At 70.3% G+C, this 16,824-nt stretch carries 19 protein-coding genes; 15 read left to right on the plus strand and 4 right to left on the minus strand.

Going from position 1 to position 16,824, the window contains the following annotated elements:
• The coding region (ccsB, locus tag AC08OQ_RS03515; RefSeq protein ID WP_476611898.1) for a c-type cytochrome biogenesis protein CcsB at positions 1-956 on the plus strand (956 nt) is incomplete at its 5' end.
• Positions 957-1,142: 186 nt separating this feature from the next.
• Here ccsB and AC08OQ_RS03520 read toward each other — a convergent pair.
• A complete protein-coding gene (locus AC08OQ_RS03520; RefSeq protein ID WP_462202621.1) occupies positions 1,143-1,568 on the minus strand; it encodes a PLD nuclease N-terminal domain-containing protein in 426 nt (141 codons plus the stop codon).
• A 439-nt stretch (positions 1,569-2,007) separates the two neighbouring features.
• Between AC08OQ_RS03520 and AC08OQ_RS03525 the strand changes: the two genes are divergently transcribed.
• The 8 genes from AC08OQ_RS03525 (at position 2,008) to AC08OQ_RS03560 (ending at position 8,543) form a co-directional block, all read left to right on the plus strand.
• Positions 2,008-3,459, plus strand: coding sequence for a menaquinone biosynthesis decarboxylase (locus tag AC08OQ_RS03525; protein WP_476599827.1), 1,452 nt, complete (start codon positions 2,008-2,010; stop codon positions 3,457-3,459).
• A gap of 87 nt (positions 3,460-3,546) precedes the next feature.
• Positions 3,547-4,494 carry a menaquinone biosynthesis prenyltransferase MqnP gene (gene mqnP / locus AC08OQ_RS03530; RefSeq protein WP_476592506.1) on the plus strand — a complete coding sequence of 316 codons (948 nt, stop codon included), beginning with the start codon at positions 3,547-3,549 and terminating at the stop codon, positions 4,492-4,494.
• 14 nt (positions 4,495-4,508) lie between these two features.
• The gene (locus AC08OQ_RS03535) at positions 4,509-5,291 is read left to right on the plus strand and encodes a UbiX family flavin prenyltransferase (RefSeq protein ID WP_476604511.1); all 783 of its coding nucleotides are present in this window, start codon (positions 4,509-4,511) and stop codon (positions 5,289-5,291) included.
• Between the two features lie 95 nt (positions 5,292-5,386).
• Entirely contained in the window at positions 5,387-5,782 is a 396-nt protein-coding gene (locus tag AC08OQ_RS03540; RefSeq protein ID WP_476599823.1) for a hypothetical protein, read from the plus strand.
• Positions 5,783-5,884: 102 nt separating this feature from the next.
• Positions 5,885-7,033: an aminofutalosine synthase MqnE gene (mqnE, locus tag AC08OQ_RS03545; RefSeq protein ID WP_462185634.1), complete on the plus strand. Its 1,149-nt coding sequence runs from the start codon at positions 5,885-5,887 to the stop codon at positions 7,031-7,033.
• A 12-nt stretch (positions 7,034-7,045) separates the two neighbouring features.
• The gene (locus AC08OQ_RS03550) at positions 7,046-7,339 is read left to right on the plus strand and encodes a hypothetical protein (RefSeq protein WP_462185635.1); all 294 of its coding nucleotides are present in this window, start codon (positions 7,046-7,048) and stop codon (positions 7,337-7,339) included.
• 80 nt (positions 7,340-7,419) lie between these two features.
• The gene (locus tag AC08OQ_RS03555) at positions 7,420-7,671 is read left to right on the plus strand and encodes a hypothetical protein (protein WP_462185636.1); all 252 of its coding nucleotides are present in this window, start codon (positions 7,420-7,422) and stop codon (positions 7,669-7,671) included.
• On the plus strand, positions 7,668-8,543 hold the full coding sequence (locus AC08OQ_RS03560; RefSeq protein ID WP_476599821.1) for a menaquinone biosynthetic enzyme MqnA/MqnD family protein: 876 nt from the start codon (positions 7,668-7,670) through the stop codon (positions 8,541-8,543). Before AC08OQ_RS03555 ends, AC08OQ_RS03560 begins: the two co-directional genes overlap by 4 nt.
• A 7-nt stretch (positions 8,544-8,550) precedes the next feature.
• Here AC08OQ_RS03560 and AC08OQ_RS03565 read toward each other — a convergent pair whose 3' ends face one another.
• Entirely contained in the window at positions 8,551-9,558 is a 1,008-nt protein-coding gene (locus AC08OQ_RS03565; RefSeq protein ID WP_476604510.1) for a helix-turn-helix domain-containing protein, read from the minus strand.
• A gap of 575 nt (positions 9,559-10,133) precedes the next feature.
• Here AC08OQ_RS03565 and AC08OQ_RS03570 point away from each other — a divergent pair.
• The 6 genes from AC08OQ_RS03570 to cobA all read left to right on the plus strand — a co-directional run bounded on the left by AC08OQ_RS03570 (position 10,134) and on the right by cobA (position 15,189).
• Positions 10,134-10,619: a response regulator gene (locus tag AC08OQ_RS03570; protein ID WP_476599817.1), complete on the plus strand. Its 486-nt coding sequence runs from the start codon at positions 10,134-10,136 to the stop codon at positions 10,617-10,619.
• 175 nt (positions 10,620-10,794) lie between these two features.
• Positions 10,795-10,986 (plus strand): putative leader peptide, encoded by a 192-nt coding sequence (locus AC08OQ_RS03575; protein WP_462202617.1) that lies wholly within the window; start codon positions 10,795-10,797, stop codon positions 10,984-10,986.
• 60 nt (positions 10,987-11,046) lie between these two features.
• Positions 11,047-12,756 (plus strand): nitrite/sulfite reductase, encoded by a 1,710-nt coding sequence (locus AC08OQ_RS03580; protein ID WP_462185640.1) that lies wholly within the window; start codon positions 11,047-11,049, stop codon positions 12,754-12,756.
• The gene (locus AC08OQ_RS03585; protein ID WP_462185641.1) at positions 12,749-12,955 is read left to right on the plus strand and encodes a transposase; all 207 of its coding nucleotides are present in this window, start codon (positions 12,749-12,751) and stop codon (positions 12,953-12,955) included. The genes AC08OQ_RS03580 and AC08OQ_RS03585 overlap by 8 nt, the downstream gene beginning before the upstream one ends.
• Positions 12,955-13,626, plus strand: a complete 672-nt coding sequence (locus AC08OQ_RS03590) for a phosphoadenylyl-sulfate reductase (RefSeq protein WP_476599815.1) — start codon at positions 12,955-12,957, stop codon at positions 13,624-13,626. The genes AC08OQ_RS03585 and AC08OQ_RS03590 overlap by 1 nt, the downstream gene beginning before the upstream one ends.
• Before the next feature lie 60 nt (positions 13,627-13,686).
• Positions 13,687-15,189, plus strand: coding sequence for a uroporphyrinogen-III C-methyltransferase (gene cobA / locus AC08OQ_RS03595; protein WP_476599813.1), 1,503 nt, complete (start codon positions 13,687-13,689; stop codon positions 15,187-15,189).
• On the opposite strand, the gene AC08OQ_RS03600 is transcribed toward cobA, so the two are convergent.
• Together AC08OQ_RS03600 and AC08OQ_RS03605 are read right to left on the minus strand one after the other, a co-directional pair.
• On the minus strand, positions 15,155-15,628 hold the full coding sequence (locus tag AC08OQ_RS03600) for a sirohydrochlorin chelatase (RefSeq protein WP_462185644.1): 474 nt from the start codon (positions 15,626-15,628) through the stop codon (positions 15,155-15,157). The two genes, cobA and AC08OQ_RS03600, sit on opposite strands and share 35 nt — an antisense overlap.
• Before the next feature lie 87 nt (positions 15,629-15,715).
• A complete protein-coding gene (locus AC08OQ_RS03605; protein ID WP_476599809.1) occupies positions 15,716-16,807 on the minus strand; it encodes an NAD(P)/FAD-dependent oxidoreductase in 1,092 nt (363 codons plus the stop codon).
• Positions 16,808-16,824 lie beyond the last annotated feature (17 nt).

The raw sequence follows: 16,824 nt of genomic DNA on the forward strand, positions 1-16,824 counted from the left end.
CGGCCGGCCCGACCGACGGGGCCGCGACCCCGATCGACCCGTCCGACCCCGCCGCCGTGGCCCTCGCGGCGGCCCGGGCCCGGGAGAGCGAAGCTGTCCGGCGGCGGGCGAACGCCGCGCACACGCTGGCCGCCGGTAACGACGGCGACGTGGCGGTTCCCGCGCGTGCCCGGCGGATCGGGCGGATCGCCGTCGCGCTGACGGTCGTCGGCTGGACGCTGCACCTGGGGTCCGTCATCACTCGTGGCCTCGCGGCGGAGCGGGTGCCCTGGGGCAACATGTACGAGTTCTCGTCGATGATCTGTCTGATCGCGGTCACGACGTTTCTCGGCCTGATGATCCGGCAGCCGGTCCGGTGGCTGGGCGTCTTCGTCATGCTGCCGGTCGTGCTCTCGCTCGGTTTCGCCGGCACCGTGCTCTATGTCGCCGCGGGACCGCTGGTGCCCGCGCTCAACTCGTACTGGCTCAAGATCCATGTGGTCGGTGCGATCGTCGCCAGCGGGGTATTCCTGGTCTCCGCCGTGACCACGGTGTTGTTCCTCATCAAGGAGCGTTGGGAAAACCGGCTGGCCGAGGTCGCGGCCGGACGGGCTGACGCGAGCCGGGCCATGCAGCGCCGGGGCGGCATCGTCATGCGCCTGCCGTCGTCAACGGCGCTCGACACACTGTCCTACCGGGTCATCGCGTTCGCGTTCCCGATCTGGACCTTCGCGATCATTGCCGGGGCGATCTGGGCGGAGGCGGCATGGGGCCGCTACTGGGGGTGGGACCCCAAGGAGACGTGGTCGTTCATCACCTGGGTCTGCTACGCCGCCTACCTGCACGCCCGCGCGACGGCTGGATGGCGTGGGCGGCGGGCCGCGACGATCTCGCTGCTGGCCTTCAGCGCCCTGTTCGTGGACTACTACCTGGTGAATCTGATCATCTCGGGGCTGCACTCCTACGCCGGCATCTGACCCTCCCCGCGGCTGCTGGTCCCTGGTCCCGGTCTGGCCCCGTCGGGGAGAACGGGCGGGTTACCTGCAGCCTGCGGAGAACACCCCGCTCGGCCGCGTACCGGAACGACGGACCGCCGCTCGTCCCGGTGCGCGGAGCCGGTCAGCCGCGGGTTCGTGCCCCTGGATCCCCCGCGTCCAGGCGGCTCAGCCGTGGGACGACGACGGCGGCGGTCCGGCCTCGCCCTTGCGGATCCGGGCGGACAGTTCCCGCATGAAGTCCGGGTCGTCGTCGGGACCCTTCGGCCGGACGGCGGCCCGGCGGGTGCCCGTCCGTGCGCTGTACCGGTTGAAGCCGCCATCACGCCGGCTGTCGACGCCCCAGGACGATCGTTGCCCGAAGGCCGGGTGGTCGGAGACCGGCCGGCGCAGCGGTCGCTCGCCGGCGCTGTTCGCGCGAGGCCGACCGAAGAAGAACCATCCGGCGGTGCCGAAGATACCAAGGAAGATCACTGCTACGATCCACGCGAGTTTGGGCATGATCCGAACCTCCTCGGGGGGTGTCCCGAAGACATCGATGATCGCGTAAGCCCAAACACCAATGATCACAAACGTCAGCGCGAGGCCCAGCACCGGCCGGTCGCTCCTTCCTGCTTTTCTTGATCGTTATGTTCGTCGTGACCTGTCAGGTATGGAACATCCGATCCGCGGGCATCTAATCCCGACCCGTGGCGAAACCCCCGACCGTGGCGAAATCCCCGACCGTGGCGAAATCCCCGACCGTGGCGAAATCCCCGACCCGTGGCGACGTCACGGACGGGTGGCGTCACGGACGGGCGACCCCACCAGATGGGTCAGGCGAGCACGTACCGTCCGCTATGGCCTGCGGCGGACGTACATGTCGTGGTGATGGCCGGCCCGTGTACCTCTAGTGTGCCTTCCGCGCCGACTCCTCGTCCCTCCGGTCCGTTATCCGACGCGGTCGTGCCCGTGGCGTGACGTGTTGAACTGGGATCGTGACCACCTGTGGGCGGTCGGGCATCCACCCGTGGCGACTGCGAGGATGGAGGTCATGGCCTGGGCGGATCTGCGTGCGTTCCTTGCTCATCTCGAAAGGCGGAAGGATCTGCGCCGCGTCACCGTACCCGTCGACCCGCGTCTCGAGGTCACCGAGATCGTGACCCGGGTGGTACGGGAGCGCGGGCCGGCTCTGCTGTTCGAGTCCCCGGCCGGCGCCGACATGCCGCTGGCGATCAACGTGTTCGGCACCGAGGAGCGGATGGCTGCCGCGCTCGGCGTCGAGGCGCTGGACGACATCGGTGAACGGCTCGGCGCGCTGCTGCGCCCGCAGCTGCCGATCGGCCTGTCCGGGTTGCGCGAGGCGTTCGGCAAGGCGGCGTCGCTCGCCTCGATCCCGCCCCGCCGGGTCCGGACCGCGCCCTGCCAGGACGTCATTCTCAAGGGTCCGGACGTCGACCTGTTCCGGCTGCCGGGGGTGCACGCCTGGCCGAACGACGGCGGGGCCTTCCTCAACCTCGGTCTGACGCACACGAAGCACCCCGAGACCGGGGCGCGCAACCTCGGGATGTACCGGTTGCAACGCCACGACGCACGCACCGTCGGCATGCACTGGCAGATCCACAAGGACTCCAACGCGCATCACGCGGTCGCCGAGCGGCGTGGGGAGCGGCTGCCGGTCGCGATCGCGTTCGGGTGCGACCCGGCGGTCACCTACGCCGCGTCCGCGCCACTGCCCACCGACCTCGACGAGTACCTGTTCGCCGGTTACCTGCGCGGCGAGCGGGTGGAGATGATCGACTGCCTCTCCGTCCCGCTGCGGGTGCCCGCGAACGCACAAGTGGTGCTCGAGGGCTGGCTCGAGCCGGGGGAGCGGCTGCCCGAGGGGCCGTTCGGCGACCACACCGGCTTCTACACCCCCGTCGAACCGTTCCCGGCGCTGCACGTCGACGTGATGACGACGCAGCGTGACCCGGTGTTCCAGACGATCGTGGTCGGTCGGCCGCCGCAGGAGGACGGTCCGATGGGCAAGGCCACCGAACGGATCTTCCTGCCGCTGGTCAGGATGATGATCACCGAGATCGTCGATTATGACCTGCCTGAGGCGGGGGTGTTCCACAACTGCTGCATCGTCTCCATCGAGAAGCGTTATCCGAAGCACGCGCAGAAGGTGATGAACGCGGTCTGGGGGGCCGGGCTGCTGTCGTTGTCGAAGCTGATCGTGGTCGTCGACGCCGACTGCGACGTGCACGACTACCACGAGGTCGCCTGGCGCGCCTTCGGCAACGTCGACTATGCCCACGACCTGATCACGACCATCGGGCCGGTGGACCATCTCGACCACGCCGCCTACGAGCAGTTCTGGGGCGGCAAGGTTGGTGTGGACGCGACCCGCAAGCTACCGAGCGAGGGTTACCGGCGCAACGGCGGCTGGCCGGAGGAGATCGTCATGGACGAGGCGGTCCGCGAACGGGTCACCCGCCGATGGAAGGAGTATGGACTGTGACCGTCCTCCTTGTTCCTTGCCTATCCAGAGGGACAAAAAGGACGCTAGGGCCTCTGGATAGGCAAGGAACAAGGAGTGGTGATTGCGGTGAGTGACGCCGCGTGGGTGCCGGGCGCGTCGGAGCCGGTCGGGCGAGGGTCGGGAGCCGGCCCGGGACACGCCGCCGGCCGGGTACGGGCGTTCCTGCGGCTCGTCGTCATCGAGCACTCGGTCTTCGCGCTGCCGTTCGCCTACATCGCGGCGCTCGCCGCCTCGTTCGCGGATTCCCGGTCGGTGCACTGGTCGGACCTCGCCCTCGTCAGCGTGGCGATGGTCGCGGCCCGAACCTTCGCCATGGCCGCAAACCGGGTCATCGATCGCGCGATCGACGCCCGTAATCCGAGGACGGCGAACCGAGAGCTGGTCACCGGCGTGGTCTCGGTGCGCACGGCGGTCGTCGGCGCCGCGGTCGCGCTCGCCGTCTTCCTCACCGCCGCCGCGGCCCTGTCCTGGCTCTGCCTGCTGCTCGCGCCGGTCGCCGTCGCGCCGCTCGTCGTCTACCCCTACGCGAAACGGTTCACCGACTTCCCGCACGCCGTGCTCGGCATCGCCCAGGCGGTGGCCCCGGTCGGCGCGTGGATCGCGGTCACCGGCGAGTGGTCCTGGGCCGCACTGGTGCTCGGCCTCGCGGTCGGTAGCTGGATCGGCGGCTTCGACGTGATCTACGCCTGCCAGGATGCCGAGGTCGACCGGCGCATCGGCGTGCGTGCGGTGCCGGCCCGGTTCGGGGTGCGGGCCGCGCTCATTGGCTCCACGGTTACGCATATGATCACCTTTGCGTTGTTCATCGTCTACGGGCTGCTGGACAACGCTGGTGCGTGGTGGTGGGCCGGGCTCGTGCTGACGGCGGCGGCATTCTGCTATGAGCACGCCATTGTGTCCCCGAACGACCTGTCGCGGGTCAACCGGGCCTTCCTCACCGCGAACGGATTCGTCGGCATCGTCCTGTTCCTCTTCGCCGTCGTCGATCTCGCCAGCCGTGGCCTGGCCGTCTGAGCGTCGGATTCGTCATGGCCGATGTTTTCAGTGCCCCCGAGGAGGAGGCCGGACCGCGCCTGCCGTGGGTGGTCGGGGTGAGCGGCGCCAGTGGAACCCCCTACGCGGCCGCGGTGCTGCGTGGCCTGCTGGCCGCCCGGCTGCCAGTCGATCTGGTGCTGTCCCGCGCGGCCCGCCTGACCCTGCTCGATGAGACGGGCATCGCCTGGCGTGACTCCGCCTGGGCGAAAGCCCTGGTCACGTGGTTGTCCATGCCCCTGGGCGGGGTGTCACCTCCAGAGGGTGTGTCGGCGCGGCGGGCCGATCGTGACGCGCTGGCCGATACGGTGTCCACCCTCGTCGAGGTACATGCCCCGGGTGATCTGGGGGCGCCGACGAGCAGCGGTTCGTACCCGACCCGCGGGATGATCGTCGTCCCGGCGAGCACGGCCTGCCTAGCCGGCATCACCCTGGGATTGTCCAAGGATCTGTTGCAGCGGTCGGCGGATGTCACGCTCAAGGAAGGCCGCCGTCTGATCGTCGTCCCGCGGGAGATGCCCTACACCCGCGCGACGCTGCGCCACATGTTGGACCTGCACGACGCCGGGGCGGTGGTGGCCGCGGCGAGCCCGGGATTTTACGCGGGCGTACGGACGGCCGGCGATCTCGTCGACTTCGTGGCCGGGCGGGTGCTCGACGCCGCCGACGTGCCGCACACGCTCTTCCGGCGTTGGACCGGCGAGCTCGGCGGCGCCCGCTGTGACCTGCCGGGCCGCCGTGACCTGGCGGACGTCGAGGCGGCGCCACCGGCCGGGTGACGCCTGTTCCCCCTGGCGCAGGCCCCGCCCGGACAGGCACAGTTGTCGGGAACAGGCCCCGACCGGGGCCGCGGTGCCGGCGGGATGAGGACGATATGGCCACGGGTGGGCGCGGACCGGTGAGGAACCGGGGCCGCGGAACCGGCGGGGTGGACGGGGCCACGGCACGCAGACCCGCCTCGGCGGGGGGCCGCGGCGCCTCGGCGCGGCCGGGTCGTCCCACTCGCGCCGAGCGGCCCGCGCCGCAGGACGTGAACCTGCGTGCGCAACTGCCGTACTTCCTGACCCGCGTCGTCGCCCTCGCCGTGATCACCGTAATCCTGGTGACCGTGGGGCTGAACCTGCTGATGGCGCTGCTCATTGGGTTCGCCGTCGCCGGACTGCTGACCTGGCCGCTCGGGCGGATGCAGCGCAGGGCCGCACAGCGGGCCGCTCAGCGCCCGGATGCCGGGAACACCGGGAACGGCGGGAACACCGGGAACGGCGGGTAGCCGCGAGTAATCCGGATGCCCCGCCGGATCGCGGGGCGGCTGTGACCGGGTAGCTGTGCTCGCCTCCGAGGACGCTGAGAGCTGCGGGCTAGGCTAGAAGGCATGGATGCTGGGCTCAAGCGGGAGATCGAGGCCAAGGTTTCCGTCGGCGAGAGGCTGAGCCGTGCCGACGGGGAGGCGCTGTACGCCAGCGACGACCTCGTCTGGTTGGGCGGTCTCGCCCACGAGGTTCGTACCAGAAAGAACGGCGACAAGACCTTTTTCAACGTCAACCGGCATCTGAACCTGACGAACGTCTGCTCGGCGTCCTGCGCGTACTGCTCGTTCCAGCGCAAGCCCGGTGAGTCCGATGCTTACACCATGCGCATCGAGGAAGCTGTCCGGCTGGCGAAGGAGATGGAGCCGGCCGGGATCACCGAGCTGCACATCGTCAACGGTCTGCATCCGACGCTGCCCTGGCGCTACTATCCGCGCTCGCTGCGGGAGCTAGGCAAGGCGCTGCCCGGCGTCGCGTTGAAGGCGTTCACCGCTACCGAGATCCACTGGTTCGAGAAGATCAGCGGCCTGTCCGCCGACGAGATTCTCGACGAGCTCATCGATGCGGGACTCGAGTCGCTCACCGGCGGCGGTGCGGAGATCTTCGACTGGGAGGTCCGCCAGAAGATCGTCGGTCACGAGACGCACTGGGAGGATTGGTCGCGCATCCACCGGCTCGCCCACGCCAAGGGCCTGCGCACCCCGTGCACGATGCTGTACGGGCACATTGAGGAGCCCCGGCACCGGGTGGACCACGTGCTGCGGCTGCGTGAGCTGCAGGATTCCACGGGCGGGTTCACGGTCTTCATCCCGCTGCGCTTCCAGCACGACGCCGCCGGTGACCCGCGCAACCGGTTGATGAACCAGCCGATGGCGACGGGGGTCGAGGCGTTGAAGACGTTTGCCGTCTCCCGGCTGCTGTTCGACAACGTGGATCACATCAAGTGCTTCTGGGTGATGCACGGCCTCACCACGGCGCAGCTCGCGTTGAACTTCGGCGCTGACGACCTCGACGGTTCCGTTGTCGAGTACAAGATCACGCACGATGCGGACCGGTTCGGGACGCCGCACACCATGACCCGCGAGGATCTGCTCGCAATCATCCGCGACGCCGGCTTCCGCCCGGTCGAGCGGGACACCCGCTACCGGGAGATCCGTGTCTACGACGGTCCCGACCCGGCTCGGCGTGACGTCCCGACCTCGATCGACGCCTGACCGGTGGACCGGATGGGCACCGGGGACGGGCCGGGGCCGGCCCGCGGATCCGAGGAGTCGCCGGCGCCCGGGAGTCCCGGGCCTGTCCGGCCCCCCGGAGCGCCCGGCATCGGATCGATCTTTGTGCTTGCCTTCCTGGTGATCCTGTTTCCGGGGGTGGCCGGGTACGTGGTGCTCGACTGGATCGGTCTGCCGATCGGCGCCGCCGGCCTGCTGGGTCTGTTCGTCGTCTTCCTGGGGCTGGGCTTCTTCCCGACCGTGCTGCGCCGGCTTGGCTGGGTGCCGACGAAGAGACGGAGGACGTGATGGTGCAACCGCGTAGGCGGCTGGTTCCGTGGCTACAGCGGCTTCCGTGGCCACAGCGGGTTTCGTGGCCACAGGGGGCGATGCCTGACTCGCCGACCGGATCGGGCCAGGCGGGCGAGCGCGGCCTGCTTGGCATCAACCTGCGGTACTTCGCGGTACGCGTGCTGCTCTTCGGAGCGGTGCTGGCCGTGGTCCTGCTGCTGGGGGTGAGCGGGCTGCTGGCCTTCGCCCTGGCCGTGGTGTTCAGCGGGCTGCTCAGCTATCCCCTGGCGTTGCGCCAGCGCCGCGTGGTCATCGAGGTCATGGAGGAGCGCCGGGGCGGACGGCGTTGACCGGAGCCGGAGCGGACAACGATGGCGATACCCAGGCCCGTCCCCGGGTGGGGCACATCCAGTTTCTGAACTGCCTGCCGCTGTACTGGGGACTGGTCCACTCCGGTGCTCTGCTCGACATCGAGCTGACGAAGGACACCCCGGACCGGCTGAACGACGCGCTGGTCGCCGGCGATCTCGATATCGGTCCGATCAGCCTGGTGGAGTACCTCCGGCATGCCGACGAGCTCGTCGTGCTGCCCGACCTCGCGGTCGGCTCCGACGGTCCGGTCCTGTCCGTCGTGCTGGGCACGGCGGCGCCGCTCATGGAGATCCGGACCGTCGCGCTCGGCTCGACGTCCAGGACCAGCGTGCTGCTCGCCCGGATGTTGCTGGAGGATCGCTACGGCCTGCGACCGGAGTATGTGACGATGCCGCCGGACCTGCCGTCGATGCTGCGGGAGGCGGATGCCGCAGTGATCATCGGTGATGCCGCGCTACGGGCGACCTACGATGCCGAGCGGGGCGGTCCGGACCATCCTCTCCGGCTCGTCGATCTCGGTGCCGCCTGGCGGGAGTGGACCGGCCTGCCCATGGTGTTCGCCGTGTGGGCCGCCCGACGGTCCTTCGCCGAACGCCGTCCCGGGGTGGTCAAGGAGGTGCACGGCGCGTTCCGCTCCGGACTCGACCTGGCGCTGCGTGATGTGGACGAGGTCGCGGCGCGGGCGGCCCGTTTTGAGGTGTTCGACCCGGGCACGCTGGCCCGGTATTTCACCACTCTCGACTTTCGGCTCGGTGCGCGCCAGCAGGCGGGGATTATCGCCTTCGCCGGGCGTGCCGCGCGGCGAGGTGATGTTCCGGCGCTGCGCGCACTGCGTTTCGCGGACGTCTGACCGCCGCTCAGACCGGTGGTCGGAACGCGTGAGAGATACTGGTCGGCGGAATCGGAACCGCTCGGCGCGTACTCGCCGTGGCGAAGCGCGCGATACGTCCCTTTACCAGCGCGACCAACCGGGGCGGGGTGGCTCGCCCGCCCGGCGCGATCAGCATCTCGTCGAGCGTCTCGCCACCGGCGTCATCCCCGCCGGCCAGAGCATACCTTGGATCGCTGGGTTCACCTGGCGGCCCGGACCGTGGGTCCGGTGGCACGGGGGCCCCGAGGCCGTCGCCGGACGCGATGCCGGGTTCGGTGCCGGGTTCGCTGCCGGGTTCGCTGCCCTCGCAGGCCTGCCGGGCGGCCGCGTCGATGAGGCTGTTGACCGCGAGGGTCCAGGCCCGTAGTCCTTCCTGACCGGTCAGCTCGGTGAACACCGCCGCCTCGAGGCAGCAGGTGCTGGCTCCCGCGAGCTCGTCCACGTCCAACAGGGAGATGGCGAGCAGCCCGGCCAGGTGACCCGCGAGCATGAACAGCCGGAACTGCTGGTGCGGCAGCATGGGCGTGTGCAGCAGGTTGTCGACGACGTTCTGCTGCTCCAGCACCTGGGCGGTGACGTCCTGTGGATCGAGCCGGTCGGCCTTGGCGATCAGATCGGCCACCAACCGATCGAGGTAGTCCAGTTCGGTGTCCGACCGGCGGTGGTCGAGCAGATCCGAAACCCGGCGGCGGGACTCCCGCTCCGGATCGGGCTGGCGACGCAGGCGTTCTGCCCGGGCGGCGACGGCTGCCTCACGCAGGTCGATGAGGGCGCCCCCGGCCTCCAGCGCCGCGTCGACTGCGGCGATCACCGGCCGGGAGGGGATGCCTCGGCTGGGCTGTTCGAGCTGACCGATGTACTGGCGGCTGTAGCCGGTGCGTCGGGCGAGCTCCTCCCGAGAGAGGACACGTTCACAGCGCCGCCGTCGGACCTCAGCGGGTAGCAGGTCTTCGGCGGTCGCTGCATCGTGCCGGCCTCGGCTCCGTTGCCGCATCTGTGACGTCCTTCCGCGTGGCAAGGTCCCGCCTCCCGAGGAGGGAAGCTCAGCAGTCGTGTGCTGTCTCTGCTCGCCCGCCTGACGGTCGCCCGCCCGATGGCCAGTAGAGAGTCACCGATAGTGATCAGATTACTCCAGGCCGCACCCTAGTAAACTAGAGGTCAAAAGTCCCATACACATCCAGTTTCACTGATTACTCTCAGTTGTCAAACGGCAGGCGAAGTCGATCGGCATCGCGCTTCGTGGTCGGCCGATCGATCGCCGTGTGGAAGTCGCCCGTCATACCGCACCTCCGTCGAGACATTATGCCGACCTTCTTGGGTTATTGTTGGGAAACGCGAGTGTTGCCACGGAAGTGTTGGCGGAAAGCGGCGGAATCGCCGAGGGCTCGTCCGGACGGGCTATTCCCGCATGGTGTGCTATCGCGGCCGCGTCCAGGCTGCGGTGCTTCGCGACGGTCTGCGGGTATCGGCCTGATGGCCAACGTGGGTCATCCTCGGAAACCATCCTGAATGACGATGCGCGGGGTCGGGCGGGGCGCGTACAAAAGAATGGTGGATACCGGCCGTTCGGTGGATGCCGACACCGTCGGGCTCGTCGGGGAGAAGGCCGTCGGCCTGGTCGGCGGTTCCGCTGTGGGCCGTGGTTCCGCTCCGGCGGAGCAGGTGCCTCCGCCCGCTCCACGGCGCGTAGTCGTCGTCGACGACGCGGACGGGGTGCGCGACCTATTGTGCCTGTTGCTGGAGACCGAACCCGACTTCGTGATCGTCGGCGCCGCGTCCAACGGCGCGGAGGCGATCGACGAGGTCGTCCGCACCGAGCCGGACCTCGTGCTGCTCGACCTGGCCATGCCGGTCCTCGACGGCATCGCCGCCCTGCCGCGGATCCGGCGGGTCGTGCCGCGGGCCACGGTGGTGATCTTCACGGGATTCTCCGAGGATGCGTTGCTCGACCAGGTGCTGGAACTCGGCGCGGACGGCCTGCTGGAGAAGGGGCTGGCCACCGGTCCGCTGGTGGAGCAGCTCCGGCGGCTGTGCGCCGCCCACCGGACGATCTGAGCGATCTCGTGACCGGCGGGATTGTTCATTTTCTCCGCTGCCATGACGGCCATGGCGGACGGTCTCGGGGCTGGTCGTCCGGTTTGTTGCAGTTTGGAGCAGGGCGGCGGGTCGAAGTAGGCCGGACAGTGCCCCGACTTGCCCATCAGCCGTACTTCTGTGGAAACATGGGCTCGTGACTACGTGCGCCCTCGCTGGTGGGGTGCCGGTTGGGCAGGCGTCAGGCCTTCCGCTTGACGTCTCCCGTCGGCGCCGGGCTGCGTCGTCCCCCGCGGTGCCGTGCCTGGTGATTGAGCCGATGCTCGTCGCCCGTCTGCACGTCGACCTGCTGCGGGTCTCCAGCGCCGGCTGTCGCCGCTCCCGCTGACGTCTCCGTTCGTGGCGCCCGCTGCCGGCGCCGCGACTTCCTTGCGCACCGAGAGATCTCATGACTTCTCCTGCTCGTCCTGCCCGGTCCGCGCGCCCGTCCCGACCCAAGGGAACGGGCCAGTGGGCGTTGGGATATTCCGAGCCGCTCAACGCGAACGAGCGGATGAAGAAGGACCAAGGCGGCCTGGAGGTGCGGGACCGCATCCTCAACCTCTACCCGCGTACCGGTTTCGACGGGATCGATCCCCAGGACCTGCGGGGCCGGTTCCGGTGGTGGGGTCTGTACACCCAGCGCCGGCAGGGGATCAGCGGCGGGCGGACGGCGATCCTCGAACCCGAGGAACTGGACGACTCCTACTTCATGCAGCGCATCCGACTCGACGGCGGCCGGATGACTTCGGATCAGCTCCGGGTGATCGCCGACGTCTCCACCCGCTACGGCCGGGACGTCGCCGATGTCACCGACCGGCAGAACATCCAACTCCACTGGATCCGGATCGAGGATGTGCCGGCGATCTGGGCGGCACTGGAGAACGCCGGCATGACCACCGCCGAGGCCTGTGGCGACACCCCCCGGGTGATCCTCGGTTGCCCGCTCGCCGGGGTCGACGGTGACGAGATCATCGACGGGAGCGAGGCGATCGACGAGGTCGTCCGCCGGTTCATCGGCGACCCTACGCTGGCCAACCTGCCCCGTAAGTTCAAAAGCGCCATCTCCGGCTGCGCCGACCACTGCACGTTGCACGAGATCAACGACATCGCGTTCGTCGGGGTCATCCATCCGGAACTGGGAGCCGGCTATGATCTGTGGGTCGGTGGCGGTCTGTCGACGAACCCGCGGCTCGGCGTGCGGCTGGGCGCGTTCGTGCCGCCGGCGCGGGTTGCCGAGGTCTGGCACGGCGTCGTGTCGCTGTTCCGAGACTACGGTTACCGCCGGCTGCGCACCCGCGCCCGGTTGAAGTTCCTGGTCGCGGACATGGGCGCCGAATGGGTGCGCGCGACCCTGGAGAAGGAGTACCTGGCTTCGGCGCTGCCTGACGGCCCGGCGCCGGCCCCGCCGCGCAGCGAGGGGCGCGACCACATCGGGGTGCACCGCCAGCGCGACGGCCGCAACGCCGTGGGGTTCGCACCGCGGGCGGGTCGGCTCAGCGGGACCACGCTGACCGCGGTGGCGGACCTCGCCGATCGGTTCGGGCAGGGCCGCATCCGCGCCACGACGACGCAGAAGCTCGTCATCCTCGATGTCGCCGACGCGGGCGTCGACGCGCTGGAGGCCGAACTCGGTGCGCTCGACCTGGTGGTCCGCCCAAGCGTGTTCCGGCGCGGCACGATGGCCTGCACCGGTATCGAGTTCTGCAAGCTGGCGATCGTCGAGACCAAGGGCCGGGCCCGCGACCTCATCGACGAGCTCGAACGCCGGCTGCCCGACTTCGACGAGCCGATCGGGATCAACGTCAACGGCTGCCCCAACGCCTGCGCCCGCTTCCAGGTCGCAGACATCGGGCTCAAGGGTTCCCTGGTACCGGACGACGCCACCGGTGAGATGGTCGAGGGCTTCCAGGTCCACCTCGGCGGGCACCTGGGTACCAGGTCGCGGCTGGGCCGCAAGTCGCGTGGTCTGAAGGTGACCGCCGACGGCCTCGTCGACTACGTCGTCGCGGTGCTGGAGACCTACCGGGCGGGCCGGACCGCGGGGGAGAGCTTCGCGGACTGGGCGGAGCGGGCCGACGAGGCCCAGCTGACGGCGCTCGGTGCCGCTGATGGCTAGCGGTGAGCGGGTGGTGCCCTTCTACTGCCCGTACTGCGGCGAGGAGGACATCGTCCCGGACACGCCGCCGGAGGGCTCCGGCGCGGGACCTGGCCACGGGTACTGGGCGTGCCGATCCTGCCTGCGGGGCTTCCGGCTGAGTCTGACGGCCCTCGCGGCCGCCGGAGCCGGGTTGCGTGACGACGAGGAGACGAGCTGATGGATGCCGCGTTGCAGGCCCGGGCGCTGCGGGCCGGGGACGATCTCGAGGGTGCGCCGGCGGAGGAGATCCTGTGCTGGGCGGTCGAGGAATTCGGGACGAAGCTGGCGATCGCCGCCTCAATGGCTGAGACGATCCTCGTGGACATGCTCGCCCGGATCCGGTCCGACGTCCCCGTGGTTTTCATCGACACTGGTTATCACTTCCCCGAGACCGTCGGTACCCGGGACGCGGTGGCCGGAATCTACGACCTGCCGATCATCAGCGCCCGTCCGCAGCTCACCGTCGTCGGCCAGGACGCCGTCTACGGTCAGGACCTCTACCGGACCGACCCGGACCTGTGCTGCCGGATGCGCAAGGTCGTTCCGCTGGATCGGGCCCTGGCTCCCTACCGTGCCTGGGCCGCGGGGTCGCGGCGGGCGGAGTCGCCCAGCCGGGCGAAGCTCCGGGTCGTCGACTGGGACGCCAGACGGGGCAAGGTGAAGATCCACCCGCTCGCGGCCTGGACCGACGAGGACGTCGAACGCTACGTGGCCGAGCACGGCGTCATCGTCAACCCGCTCCTCTCCGACGGTTACGACTCGGTTGGCTGCTGGCCGTGCACCCGGCGGGGCGCCGGCCGGGAGGGCCGGTGGGCCGATTCGATCAAGACGGAGTGTGGTATCCACTGACCTCCTCGGGCCTGCCGGCTGCCAGTGTTCGAAGGCAACCGAGCAGGTACGGTGCACGCCGTGACGGACGGGCGAAGTGTGGGTGAGGTCTGGCTGGTCGGCGCGGGCCCGGGCGATCCCGGTCTGCTCACCGTTCGCGGCCGTGAGGTGCTGGCGAACGCGGACGTCGTGGTCACCGACCGGCTCGCCGCGGCCGTCCTCCTCGGCGCCGCCCCGGCCGGCGCCGAGATCATCCACGTGGGCAAGAGCCCGACCGCGCCGTCGTGGACCCAGGAGGAGATCAACGCGGTCCTCGTCGACCGGGCGCGCGCCGGTGCGCGCGTCGTCCGCCTCAAGGGCGGCGATCCCTACCTGCTCGGGCGAGGCAGCGAGGAGGCGCAGGCCTGCGCCGTGGCGGGGGTCGCGTGCACCGTCGTGCCCGGCGTTACCTCGGCGCTGGCCGTACCCGCCTGTGCCGGCATCCCGGTCACTCATCGTGGTCTCGCGCAGGAGGTTGCCATCGTCTCGGGGCACCTGCCACCCGGCCATCCGGAGTCGACGGTGGACTGGGCCGGTCTCGCGGCCTCCCGGGCGACCATCGTTATCCTGATGGGGGTGGCGCGTCTCATGGACATCACCGACGCGCTGCTCACCGGCGGTCGCCCCGGGGCGACGCCGGTCGCGGTCATCGAGCGCGGGGCGACCCCGGCGCAGCGGGTCCTGCGGACCACCCTGGACGCGCTGGCGATCGACGCGATCGCGGCCGGTGTGCGGTCTCCCGCGGTGATCGTGGTCGGAGAGGTCGCGGCGCGCCGGGACGCGCCGGTCTCGGAGGCGGGGCCGCTCGCCGGGATCCGGGTACTCGTGGCTCGTACCCGGCCGCGGCCGGGTCTGCTGGCTCGCCGGCTGCGGCAGCTGGGCGCGGATGCGGTCGAGACCGTTGTCGCCCGGCCCGCGCCGGTCGAGGACGCCGGTGCCGTGCTGGTGGCGGCGTTGCCGGGAGCGGATGGTCTGCTGCTGGCCGATGCGGACGAGGTCGCCGCCGTGGTGGCCCTGCTGCGTCGAGCCGGCACCGACGTGCGGGCGTTGGCCGGCCTGACTCTCGTCGCGGCCCGCGGGGACGCCGCGGAATCGCTTGACGGGCTGGGCCTCGCCTCGGTGCCCGTCGCCGAGCTGTCCATGGATCCGTCGTCGACCGGTCTCGCCGGTCCGACCGGCTCGTCGCGGGTGCTGATCGTCGGCGCGGCGGACCCGCCGGACGGGGTGTGTTCCCTGCGCCGGGTGCCGCTGCTTACCGACGTGACCGCCGAGCCGGATCCCCGGATCGCCGAGGAGCTCCGGCACGGCGACTTCGACGTCGCGGCCTTCGCGTCGTCCACCGCCGCCCGCAGCACCGCCGAGATCTACGGACCTCTCCCGCCCGATCTGCTCATCGCGGCGATGGGTCGACGCAGCGCGCTGGCCTGTGCGGTGGCGGGCATGCGGGTGGACATCGTGCCCACCGAACCCGGGGTCCATCCGCTCGCGGCCGCCGTCGCGGACTTCGTCGTCACCAGCCGGTCCACCGGCTCGCCGGATGGTTGATCTTCGGAGCGGCGGCCTCGGCTTCGCGGACCAGGAGACGCAGGGTGTCGTCGAGCCGCGCGCGGACCGCGTCGACGACGCTCGCGTGCAGCCCGAGCGGCTCCGACAGCACCCATCGGGTCGTCGGGTGCCGGCACCGGGCGTCGTCGAGTGCCGCCGGGATGTCTCGGCGGGTGTGATTGCCGTCGAACAGGAAGAACGGGTAGACGACGATCTCGGTGCATCCCGCGTCGGCCAGCGTGGCGTACCCGGTGGCGATGTCGGGCCGGGCGATTTCGAGGAAGGCGGCTTCGGCCGCCCCCCACGTCCATGGCGCGGCGGCATGGCCGGGATCGACCACATGGCCGGGATCGACCAGGAGCCGGTGGGCGAGCTCCCGAACCGTCGCGTTCGCCTCATCCCGCCGGGATCCGTGACCGATCACCAGTAGACCGCGCATGTTCCCAGTGTGCGCCGCGGGTCCGTCGGCGCCCGGTCGGGCGCCGACGGACAACGGCCACGCCTGTCGGTCACGCCCGCCGGGCGCTCAGCCGCCGGTGCCGTCGTCGGAGCTGTGCCCCGGGAAGATCTTTGCCGACGGGTCCACCACCGGCGCCGCGTTGTTGACCGCCGTCGCGGCCTCCCCGAAACCCGTCGCGATCAGGCGGACCTTCCCTGGGTACTCAGTGATGTCGCCGGCCGCGAAGATCCGCTCGACTCCGGTCGCCATCGTCGGGTCGACGACGATGTGCCGCTTGTCAATGGTCAGATTCCAGCGGGTCAGCGGTCCGAGGTCGGCGGTGAATCCGAGCGCGGCGACGACCGCCTGCGCGGGTCGGACATGTCGGTCGCCGGTGCGGGTCTGCACCAGTTCGACCTTCTCGATCCACTCCTCACCGTGGACCGTGGCGACCTCGGTGAAGGTCAGGATCTCGACGGAGGACGCCTCGACCCGCTCGGCTGTGGACATATGCGCCCGGAACCGGTCCCGACGGTGCACGAGGGTGACCGAGCGGGCGATCGGCTCCAGGGACAGCGCCCAGTCGAAGGCGCTGTCCCCGCCGCCGACCACGATGACGTCCTGGCCGGTGTGGACGTCGAGCTTGGGCACGAAGTAGACCAGGCCGCGGCCCAGATGCGCGGTGCCGGTGGGCAGCGGGCGGGGGGTGAAGGTGCCGAGACCGCCGGTGATGACGACGACCTTGGCGCGTACCCGAAGACCCTGGCTGCTGGTCACCACCACGGCGCCCGGCTCGTGGGTCAGCTCGGCGGCCTGCTGGCCCAGCAGGTAGGTGGGGGAGAACTGGTTCGCCTGGATCAACAGGGCGTCGATCAGTTCACGGCCCCGGACGGCCGGCAGGCCCGCGATATCGTAGATCATCTTCTCCGGGTACATCGCGGTGACCTGACCGCCGGCCTCGGGCAACGAGTCCATGAGCGCGACTGACAGGCCACGGAATCCGGCGTAGTAGGCGCCGTAGAGGCCGGCCGGCCCGGCGCCGACGATCAGCATGTCGACGTCGGTGTCGACCGGGGACGTCCCCGACCGCACGGCGCCGGTGACGCTCGCCCTGGCCGCGGGGTCGGTCTCCGTGACCGCGTTCGTGGGCTGGTGCGCATCGGCGGACTGCGTGACCACGGGTGACTCCCTAAGCT

It is taken from the genome of Frankia sp. CcCS3, from assembly GCF_977927575.1.

Excerpts from the sequence above, each read along its gene's own strand:
- AC08OQ_RS03555 (WP_462185636.1), top strand. The coding sequence starts at position 7,420 with ATGCCTGACTCGCCGACCGGATCGGGCCAGGCGGGCGAGCGCGGCCTG.
- AC08OQ_RS03535 (WP_476604511.1), top strand. The coding sequence starts at position 4,509 with ATGGCCGATGTTTTCAGTGCCCCCGAGGAGGAGGCCGGACCGCGCCTG.
- AC08OQ_RS03550 (WP_462185635.1), top strand. The coding sequence starts at position 7,046 with ATGGGCACCGGGGACGGGCCGGGGCCGGCCCGCGGATCCGAGGAGTCG.
- AC08OQ_RS03540 (WP_476599823.1), top strand. The coding sequence starts at position 5,387 with ATGGCCACGGGTGGGCGCGGACCGGTGAGGAACCGGGGCCGCGGAACC.
- AC08OQ_RS03600 (WP_462185644.1), bottom strand. The coding sequence starts at position 15,628 with ATGCGCGGTCTACTGGTGATCGGTCACGGATCCCGGCGGGATGAGGCG.
- AC08OQ_RS03580 (WP_462185640.1), top strand. The coding sequence starts at position 11,047 with ATGACTTCTCCTGCTCGTCCTGCCCGGTCCGCGCGCCCGTCCCGACCC.
- AC08OQ_RS03565 (WP_476604510.1), bottom strand. The coding sequence starts at position 9,558 with ATGCGGCAACGGAGCCGAGGCCGGCACGATGCAGCGACCGCCGAAGAC.
- mqnE (WP_462185634.1), top strand. The coding sequence starts at position 5,885 with ATGGATGCTGGGCTCAAGCGGGAGATCGAGGCCAAGGTTTCCGTCGGC.
- AC08OQ_RS03525 (WP_476599827.1), top strand. The coding sequence starts at position 2,008 with ATGGCCTGGGCGGATCTGCGTGCGTTCCTTGCTCATCTCGAAAGGCGG.
- AC08OQ_RS03585 (WP_462185641.1), top strand. The coding sequence starts at position 12,749 with ATGGCTAGCGGTGAGCGGGTGGTGCCCTTCTACTGCCCGTACTGCGGC.
- AC08OQ_RS03590 (WP_476599815.1), top strand. The coding sequence starts at position 12,955 with ATGGATGCCGCGTTGCAGGCCCGGGCGCTGCGGGCCGGGGACGATCTC.